Raw genomic sequence first — 8534 nt, forward strand, 5'->3', positions numbered from 1 at the left:
TCCCATAGCTGGCTTACACTTAAAGCAAAGTCTCACCGAGGGGGTTGATCATGACAGAGTTGGCGCGGTTGAAGTTCTATGCCACTCAGCCCCACTCCTGCAGCTACCTGCCCGACGAACAGGCAACCACGCTGTTCCTCGACCCCAGCCAGCCGATGGACGTGCACGTGTACGCCGACCTTTCGGAAATGGGTTTTCGCCGCAGTGGCGATCACCTGTACCGCCCGCACTGCCAGAACTGCAATGCCTGCGTGCCGGCACGCATCCCGGCGGCGCGCTTCATCCCCAACCGCCAGCAACGGCGCATTCTCAAGCGCAACGCCGACCTGACCGTGACCGCCGCACGCCCGGCGTTCAAGGAAGAGTACTTCGAGCTGTACCGGCGCTACATCGAAACGCGCCACGCCGATGGTGACATGTACCCGCCCAGCCGCGACCAGTTTTCCACCTTCCTGGTGCGCGACCTGCCGTTCTGCTGGTTCTACGAATTCCGCCTGGAAGGCCGTTTGATGGCAGTGGCCGTGTGCGACCTGCTGCCCAACGGGCTGTCGGCGGTGTACACCTTCTACGAGCCGGACGAAGAACGCCGCAGCCTGGGCCGCTTTGCCATCCTCTGGCAGATCACCGAAGCCCTGCGCCAGGACCTGGAGGCGGTTTACCTGGGTTACTGGATCAAGAACTGCAAGAAAATGAACTACAAGACGCAGTATCGGCCTATCGAATTGTTGATAAATCAGCGCTGGGTCACCCTCAACTGAAAGGCATTGGCTTGACACACAGTTTTCGGGCATAATCCACGCCACTTTTTTGCCCGGTGCGGTTATGCGTCGGGCCAACACTGGATCCGAGGGCTCTACTGCATGTCGAAAGAAGACAGCTTCGAAATGGAAGGTACTGTCGTCGACACCCTGCCCAACACCATGTTCCGCGTGGAGTTGGAAAACGGGCACGTCGTAACCGCGCACATCTCCGGAAAGATGCGCAAGAACTACATCCGTATTCTCACTGGCGACAAAGTCCGCGTCGAACTGACGCCGTACGACCTGAGCAAGGGCCGCATCACTTATCGTGCGCGCTAAGCTCAAGCCATGAAAAAGCCCGGCCATGTGCCGGGCTTTTTTGTACCTGTCAGATTGCAGGGGCTGCGCAGCAGCCCTGTGGGAGCGGGTTCACCCGCGAAGAGCCCAACGCGATGGATGGCACCGGCTGCGCCGGTGTTCGCGACTAAAGCCGCTCCCACAGGTACAGCCCTGCCCCGTTTTCACGCAACCTCGGCCGTCGTCTCGAAGTCGAACACCAGCTCGCCATCACGCAGGTCGACATGCACCACGCCACCATGCTCGGCCAGTTCGCCAAACAGGATCTCCTCGGCCAGCGGCCGCTTGATCTTGTCCTGGATCAGCCGCGCCATCGGCCGCGCGCCCATCTGCACATCGTAGCCCGAGGCCGCCAGCCAGCCGCGTGCATCGTCGCTGACTTCCAGTAGCACCCGTTTGTCTTCCAGCTGCGCCTGCAGTTCGATAAGGAACTTGTCGACGATGCTCTTGATCGTCTCGTGGCTCAGGCGACCAAACTGGATGATGGTGTCCAGGCGGTTGCGGAACTCCGGCGTGAAGCTCTTGCGGATGACTTCCATGGCATCGGACGCATGGTCCTGATGGGTGAAGCCGATCGAGGCCCGCGCGGCTGTTTCTGCTCCGGCGTTGGTGGTCATGATCAGGATCACGTTGCGGAAGTCGGCCTTGCGCCCGTTGTTGTCGGTCAGTGTGCCATGGTCCATAACCTGCAGCAGCAGGTTGAAGACTTCAGGGTGGGCCTTCTCGATTTCGTCGAGCAGCAATACACAGTGCGGCTGCTTGGTGATCGCCTCGGTCAGCAAACCACCCTGGTCGAAGCCAACATAGCCAGGAGGCGCACCGATCAGGCGCGACACAGTGTGGCGCTCCATGTACTCGGACATGTCGAAGCGCACCAGCTCAACGCCCAGCGCCTTGGCCAGCTGCCGTGCAGCTTCGGTCTTGCCGACGCCGGTCGGGCCGGCGAACAGGAACGAACCGACAGGCTTGTCCGGCGACTTGAGCCCCGCGCGAGACAGCTTGATGGCGGTGGCCAGCGAATCGATCGCCTGGTCCTGACCAAATACGGTCAGCTTCAGGTCACGCTCGAGGTTGCGCAGCAGTTCCTTGTCGGAACTGGTCACGTGCTTCGGCGGAATCCGAGCGATCTTGGCGACGATGTCTTCGACCTGTGGCACATCGATGCGCTTGACGCGGTTGGCCTCCGGCTGCAGGCGCTGGTAGGCACCGGCTTCGTCGATCACGTCGATGGCCTTGTCCGGCATGTGCCGGTCATTGATGTAGCGTGAGGCCAGTTCAGCAGCGGCGCGCAAGGCTTCGTCGCTGTACTCGATGTTGTGGTGGCTTTCGAAGCGGCCTTTCAGGCCACGCAGGATGCCCACGGTGTCTTCGACCGATGGCTCGCTGACATCGACCTTCTGGAAGCGCCGCGCCAGGGCACGGTCCTTCTCGAAGATGCCGCGAAACTCCTGGAAGGTGGTCGAGCCGATGCAACGGATTTCACCGGACGACAGCAATGGCTTGAGCAGGTTGGACGCATCCATCACCCCACCCGACGCCGCACCGGCACCAATGATGGTGTGGATTTCGTCGATGAACAGGATCGCCTGCGGGCGCTTGCGCAGCTCGCCGAGCAGCGCCTTGAAGCGCTTCTCGAAATCGCCGCGGTATTTGGTGCCGGCCAGCAGCGCGCCGAGATCGAGGGAATACACCACGCTCTGCGCCAGCAGATCGGGCACCTGGCCATCGACGATGCGCTTGGCCAGGCCCTCGGCGATGGCAGTCTTGCCCACGCCTGCCTCGCCCACCAGCAACGGGTTGTTCTTGCGCCGACGGGCAAGAATCTGCGCCACGCGCTCCACTTCCTGCTCGCGGCCTACCAGCGGGTCGATACGGCCGGCACGGGCCAGTTCGTTCAGGTTGCTGGCATAGGCATCCAGCGGGTTGCTCGAGGAAGCGGTATCGCCGCCCTCTTCGTCCTGCATTTCCTGGTCGCTTTCGGAATGCGAACCATGGCCCGGCACCTTGGAGATGCCATGGGCGATGTAGTTGACCACGTCGATGCGGGCCACGCTCTGCTGCTTGAGCAGGAACACGGCCTGGCTTTCCTGTTCGCTGAAGATCGCAACCAGCACGTTGGCGCCGGTGACTTCACGCTTGCCGGAGCTTTGCACGTGGAACACGGCACGCTGCAGTACACGCTGGAAGCCCAGGGTCGGCTGGGTTTCGCGATCTTCGTCATTGACCGGGATCAGGGGTGTGGTGGAATCGATGAACTCTTGCAGGTCGTGCTTGAGTTTGTCGAGATTGGCGCCACAGGCGCGCAGAACGGTCGCGGCAGCCTCATTGTCAAGGAGTGCCAGCAGCAGATGTTCGACAGTCATGAACTCATGACGCTTCGAACGAGCCTCCTTGAAGGCAAGATTGAGGGTGACTTCGAGCTCGCGGTTTAACATAGCTTCACCTCATACCCAAGTGGTCGGCGATTAACCGTCCTTCTCGATTTCACAGAGTAGCGGATGCTGGCTTTCCCTGGCGTATTGGTTGACCTGCATAGCCTTTGTTTCGGCGATGTCACGGGTAAACAATCCGCACACTGCCCGCCCTTCGGTATGGACGGTCAGCATGATCTTGGTCGCCAGCTCGCGGTTCAGATTGAAGAACGTCTCGAGCACTTCGACGACGAAATCCATCGGCGTGTAGTCATCGTTGAACAAAACCACCTTGTACATCGGTGGCGCCTGCAGGATCGGCTTGGCTTCCTGAACTGCAAGACCTGAGCCGTCGTCCTCATTCGATTGCGGGCGATCCTGATTGAATGTTAGTCGAATCTCACTAGGTGCATGCATGGAAAGAATTTCATCATGAGCGACAGGTTAAGGTTGTGGGTTGACTGCGAAAGGCACGGCCAGCACAGGCGCCGGGCGACCTTGACTATCGGCAAAACGGTGTTACAACCAATAAGAACCCACCGTGGTCGATAAAGATCCGCGCAGTCAACCAGATTTTTCGCATGGTTCGTATGCGGATGACGTGGATGATACTCCAGTGATGGAGTCCTTTGCAGAGGGACATAGGGATGGCAAGCGGTAAAGTCAAGTGGTTCAACAATGCCAAGGGCTACGGATTCATCAATGAAGAGGGCAAGACTGACGACTTGTTCGCTCATTATTCAGCCATCCAGATGGACGGGTACAAGACGCTCAAGGCCGGCCAGGTCGTGATCTTCGACATCGTCCAGGGCCCCAAAGGCCTGCACGCGGTGAATATCAGCAGCGCCACTGCCGCCGCGGCCACCAGGGCTCCGCAGACCAGCAGCACTGCCGACGCCTGAACTGCGGCGCCGCCTGCCGGTACGAAAAAAACCGGCCGCCTCCTGACTGGAAGCGGCCGGTTTTCCGTTGCCTTACATGTGCTTGATCATTTCATCGCCAAAGCCTGAACTGCTCACCAGCGTTGCACCGTCCATCAGGCGTTCGAAATCATAGGTCACGGTCTTGGCGGCAATCGCGCCATTGGTACCTTTGATGATCAGGTCCGCCGCCTCGGTCCAGCCCATGTGCCGCAGCATCATCTCCGCCGACAGGATCACCGAACCCGGGTTGACCTTGTCCTGCCCGGCATACTTGGGCGCGGTGCCGTGGGTGGCCTCGAACATGGCCACGGTGTCGGACAGGTTGGCACCCGGCGCAATGCCGATACCGCCCACTTCCGCCGCCAAGGCATCGGACAGGTAGTCACCGTTGAGGTTGAGGGTGGCGATCACGTCATACTCGGCCGGACGCAGCAGTATCTGCTGCAGCATGGCATCAGCGATGGCGTCCTTGACGATGACCTCGCGGCCGCTCTTGGGGTTCTTGAACTTCATCCACGGGCCACCATCGAGCAACTCGGCGCCAAACTCGTCGCGCGCCACTTCATAGCCCCAGTCCTTGAAGGCACCCTCGGTGAACTTCATGATGTTGCCCTTGTGCACCAGGGTCAGCGACTCGCGGTCGTTGTCCACCACATACTGCAGGGCCTTGCGCACCAGGCGCTTGGTGCCCTCGCGGGACACCGGCTTGACGCCAATGCCGCAGTCCTGGTCGAAGCGGATCTTGGTAACGCCCATTTCCTCCTTCAAGAACTTGATTACCTTGTTCGCCTCGGGCGAACCGGCCTTCCACTCGATGCCGGCATAAATGTCCTCGGAGTTCTCGCGGAAGATCACCATGTCCACATCGCCGGGTTTTTTCACCGGGCTGGGCACGCCCTGGAACCACAGCACCGGGCGCAGGCACACGTACAGGTCCAGTTGCTGGCGCAAGGCCACGTTGAGCGACCGGATGCCACCGCCCACCGGGGTGGTCAGCGGCCCCTTGATCGACACCACATAATCACGCACGGCATCGAGGGTCTCCTGGGGCAGCCAGGTATCCTGATCGTACACCTGGGTGGCTTTTTCACCGGCGTACACCTCCATCCAGGCGATCTTGCGCTTGCCACCGTAGGCCTTCTGCACGGCGGCATCGACCACCTTGATCATTACCGGCGAAACATCGACGCCAATCCCGTCGCCCTCGATATAAGGAATGATCGGGTTGTCAGGAACGTTAAGCGAATGGTCGGCATTGACGGTGATCTTCGCGCCGTCGGTCGGAACCTTGATTTTCTGGTATCCCATGCTTGCACTACTCCGCTGTCGGGTGTGATTGGACATCATGCGATCCACTGAGCCTAAACCACATCTGTCGACCTGCAAGCTGCAGGAGCGGCGGTGCGGCGATCCGACTGGCCTGTGAAGAATGCACCGCCGGCGCTGCGGCGTTTCGCCACATTGCCGCTTAGTCTTTGGTCTTATAAGTGGGCCGATATCACTTGGCCTTGCTGATTAGCCCGAATGGTTTGGTATACTCCGCCGCGACCGAAGGGTCATTGGGGCGATCCCTTGGAAAAATGCGGACCGCCCTTGGCCATGAAAGGCCGTAAAGCCCGGGCTGTTACCGCAGCTCAGCACTTGACGCTCGACTGATGCATCCACCATCACCGCTCGCAGCCTCTCGACTTTCCGCTCATGGCGCTGCCAGGGCGATGCGCCTACCCTGCGCACCACGAGACTCGAGCACGCTCAGCACACAGAGAGTTAACCCGCATGCCCACCCGTTCCAAGATCATCTATACCTTCACCGACGAAGCCCCCGCCCTCGCCACTTACTCGCTGCTGCCGATCATCGAAGCCTTCACCGCTTCGGCCGACATCGCCGTCGAAACCCGCGACATCTCCCTGGCTGGCCGCATCCTCGCCGCCTTCCCGGAGCAACTGGGCGCAGAGAAGCAAGTAGGCGATCACCTGGCGGAACTGGGCCAGCTGGCTACCACCCCTGAAGCCAACATCATCAAGCTGCCGAACATCAGCGCCTCGGTACCGCAACTGAAAGCCGCGATCAAGGAACTGCAGGGCAAGGGCTTCAACATCCCTGACTACGCCGACGAGCCGGCCACCGCGGAAGAGAAAGAATCCCGCGCCCGCTACGACCGCATCAAGGGTTCCGCCGTGAACCCGGTACTGCGCGAAGGCAACTCCGACCGCCGCGCGCCGCTGTCGGTCAAGAACTATGCCCGCAAGCACCCGCACAAGATGGGCGCCTGGGCTGCCGACTCCAAGTCGCACGTTGCTCACATGACCCAGGGCGACTTCTACGGCAGCGAGAAAGCCGCACTGATCGAAGCTGACGACAGCCTGCGCATCGAGCTGGTCGGCAAAGACGGCAACACCACCGTACTGAAAGAAAAGACCGCGGTAAAAGCTGCCGAAGTCATCGACTGCGCCACCATGAGCCGCAAGGCCCTGAAAGCCTTCATCGCCGAGCAGATCGCCGATGCCAAGGCTTCCGGCGTGCTGCTGTCGGTACACTTGAAAGCCACCATGATGAAGGTCTCCGACCCGATCATGTTCGGCGTCATCGTCGAAGAGTTCTACAACGACGTGCTGGCCAAGCATGCCGCCGCCTTGGCTGAAGTCGGCTTCAACCCCAACAACGGCATCGGCGACCTGTACGCCCGCATCAAGGACCTGCCAGCCGAGAAGCAGGCCGAGATCGAAGCCGACATCCAGGCCCTGTACGCCCAGCGTCCGGCCCTGGCCATGGTCAACTCCGACAAAGGCATCACCAACCTGCACGTGCCGAGCGACGTCATTGTCGACGCCTCGATGCCAGCCATGATCCGCGACTCGGGCAAGATGTGGAACGCCGCCGGCGAACTGCAGGATGCCAAGGCGATCATCCCGGACCGCTGCTACGCCGGCATCTACCAGGCCACCATCGAAGACTGCAAGGCCAACGGCGCCTTCGACCCGACCACCATGGGCAGCGTACCGAACGTCGGCCTGATGGCACAGAAGGCCGAGGAATACGGCTCCCACGACAAGACCTTCCAGATCAAGGCCGACGGTGTCGTGCGCGTGGTCGACAGCAAAGGCCAGGTCGTTCTCGAGCAGAACGTCGAAGCCGGTGACATCTTCCGCATGTGCCAGGTCAAGGACGCGCCGATCCAGGACTGGGTCAAGCTGGCCGTCAACCGTGCCCGCCTGAGCAACACCCCAGCAGTGTTCTGGCTGGACCCCGCCCGCGCCCACGACGGCGTCATGATCGAGAAGGTGCAGAAGTACCTGAAGGACCACGACACCAGCGGCCTGGACATCCGCATCCTGGCACCGGTCGACGCCATCAAGTTCTCCCTGGCCCGCATCCGCGAAGGCAAGGACACCATCTCGGTGACCGGCAACGTGCTGCGTGACTACCTGACCGACCTGTTCCCGATCATGGAACTGGGCACCAGTGCCAAGATGCTGTCGATCGTGCCGCTGATGAACGGCGGTGGCCTGTTCGAAACCGGCGCCGGCGGTTCGGCACCGAAGCACGTGCAGCAACTGGTGGAAGAGAACTTCCTGCGTTGGGACTCGCTGGGTGAATTCCTGGCCCTGGCCGCTTCCCTGGAGCACCTGGGCAACACCTACGACAACCCGCGCGCCAAAGTGCTGGCCAACACCCTGGACCAGGCCACCGGCAAGTTCCTCGACACCAACAAGTCGCCTTCGCGCAAAGTCGGTGGTATCGACAACCGCGGCAGCCACTTCTACCTGACCCTGTACTGGGCCCAGGCCCTGGCCGCGCAGAACGACGACGCTGCCCTGCAGGCACGCTTCGCACCACTGGCCAAGACCCTGACCGAGAACGAGGAGACCATCGTCGCCGAGCTCAACGCCGTCCAGGGCAAGCCGGCCGACATCGGTGGCTACTATGCCCCGGATGCCGAGCTGACCGCCAAGGTGATGCGCCCAAGCCAGACCCTGAACAGCGCCATTGCAGCCCTGTAAGGTTCGCTTGAAGTAACAGCACAAACCCCGGCCACGCACCGGGGTTTGTGCTTTCTGGACAAATGATATCTAGCGGCCAACACCTACCCTGTGGGAGCGGG

7 protein-coding genes are annotated in these 8534 nt (G+C 61.0%); 4 read left to right on the top strand and 3 right to left on the bottom strand.

Annotated features, from left to right (window positions below):
- The first annotated feature begins 50 nt into the window (after positions 1-50).
- Together ACK1U9_RS08270 and infA are read left to right on the top strand one after the other, a co-directional pair.
- The gene (locus ACK1U9_RS08270) at positions 51-758 is read left to right on the top strand and encodes an arginyltransferase (RefSeq protein WP_013973288.1); all 708 of its coding nucleotides are present in this window, start codon (positions 51-53) and stop codon (positions 756-758) included.
- Positions 759-860: 102 nt separating this feature from the next.
- Positions 861-1079 (top strand): translation initiation factor IF-1, encoded by a 219-nt coding sequence (infA, locus tag ACK1U9_RS08275; RefSeq protein WP_002553999.1) that lies wholly within the window; start codon positions 861-863, stop codon positions 1077-1079.
- A 182-nt stretch (positions 1080-1261) separates the two neighbouring features.
- Here infA and clpA read toward each other — a convergent pair whose 3' ends face one another.
- The gene (gene clpA / locus ACK1U9_RS08280; RefSeq protein WP_013973289.1) at positions 1262-3532 is read right to left on the bottom strand and encodes an ATP-dependent Clp protease ATP-binding subunit ClpA; all 2271 of its coding nucleotides are present in this window, start codon (positions 3530-3532) and stop codon (positions 1262-1264) included.
- A gap of 30 nt (positions 3533-3562) precedes the next feature.
- A complete protein-coding gene (gene clpS / locus ACK1U9_RS08285) occupies positions 3563-3925 on the bottom strand; it encodes an ATP-dependent Clp protease adapter ClpS (RefSeq protein WP_013973290.1) in 363 nt (120 codons plus the stop codon).
- Positions 3926-4155: 230 nt separating this feature from the next.
- Here clpS and cspD point away from each other — a divergent pair, with 230 nt between their 5' ends.
- Positions 4156-4410, top strand: coding sequence for a cold shock domain-containing protein CspD (gene cspD, locus ACK1U9_RS08290; RefSeq protein ID WP_108481120.1), 255 nt, complete (start codon positions 4156-4158; stop codon positions 4408-4410).
- A gap of 72 nt (positions 4411-4482) precedes the next feature.
- Here cspD and icd read toward each other — a convergent pair whose 3' ends face one another.
- Entirely contained in the window at positions 4483-5739 is a 1257-nt protein-coding gene (gene icd, locus ACK1U9_RS08295; RefSeq protein WP_015270970.1) for an NADP-dependent isocitrate dehydrogenase, read from the bottom strand.
- Between the two features lie 468 nt (positions 5740-6207).
- Here icd and ACK1U9_RS08300 point away from each other — a divergent pair, with 468 nt between their 5' ends.
- Positions 6208-8433 carry an NADP-dependent isocitrate dehydrogenase gene (locus ACK1U9_RS08300; RefSeq protein ID WP_046614850.1) on the top strand — a complete coding sequence of 742 codons (2226 nt, stop codon included), beginning with the start codon at positions 6208-6210 and terminating at the stop codon, positions 8431-8433.
- Positions 8434-8534: the final 101 nt, after the last annotated feature.

The sequence above is a fragment of the Pseudomonas sp. XP1 genome, from assembly GCF_053557675.1.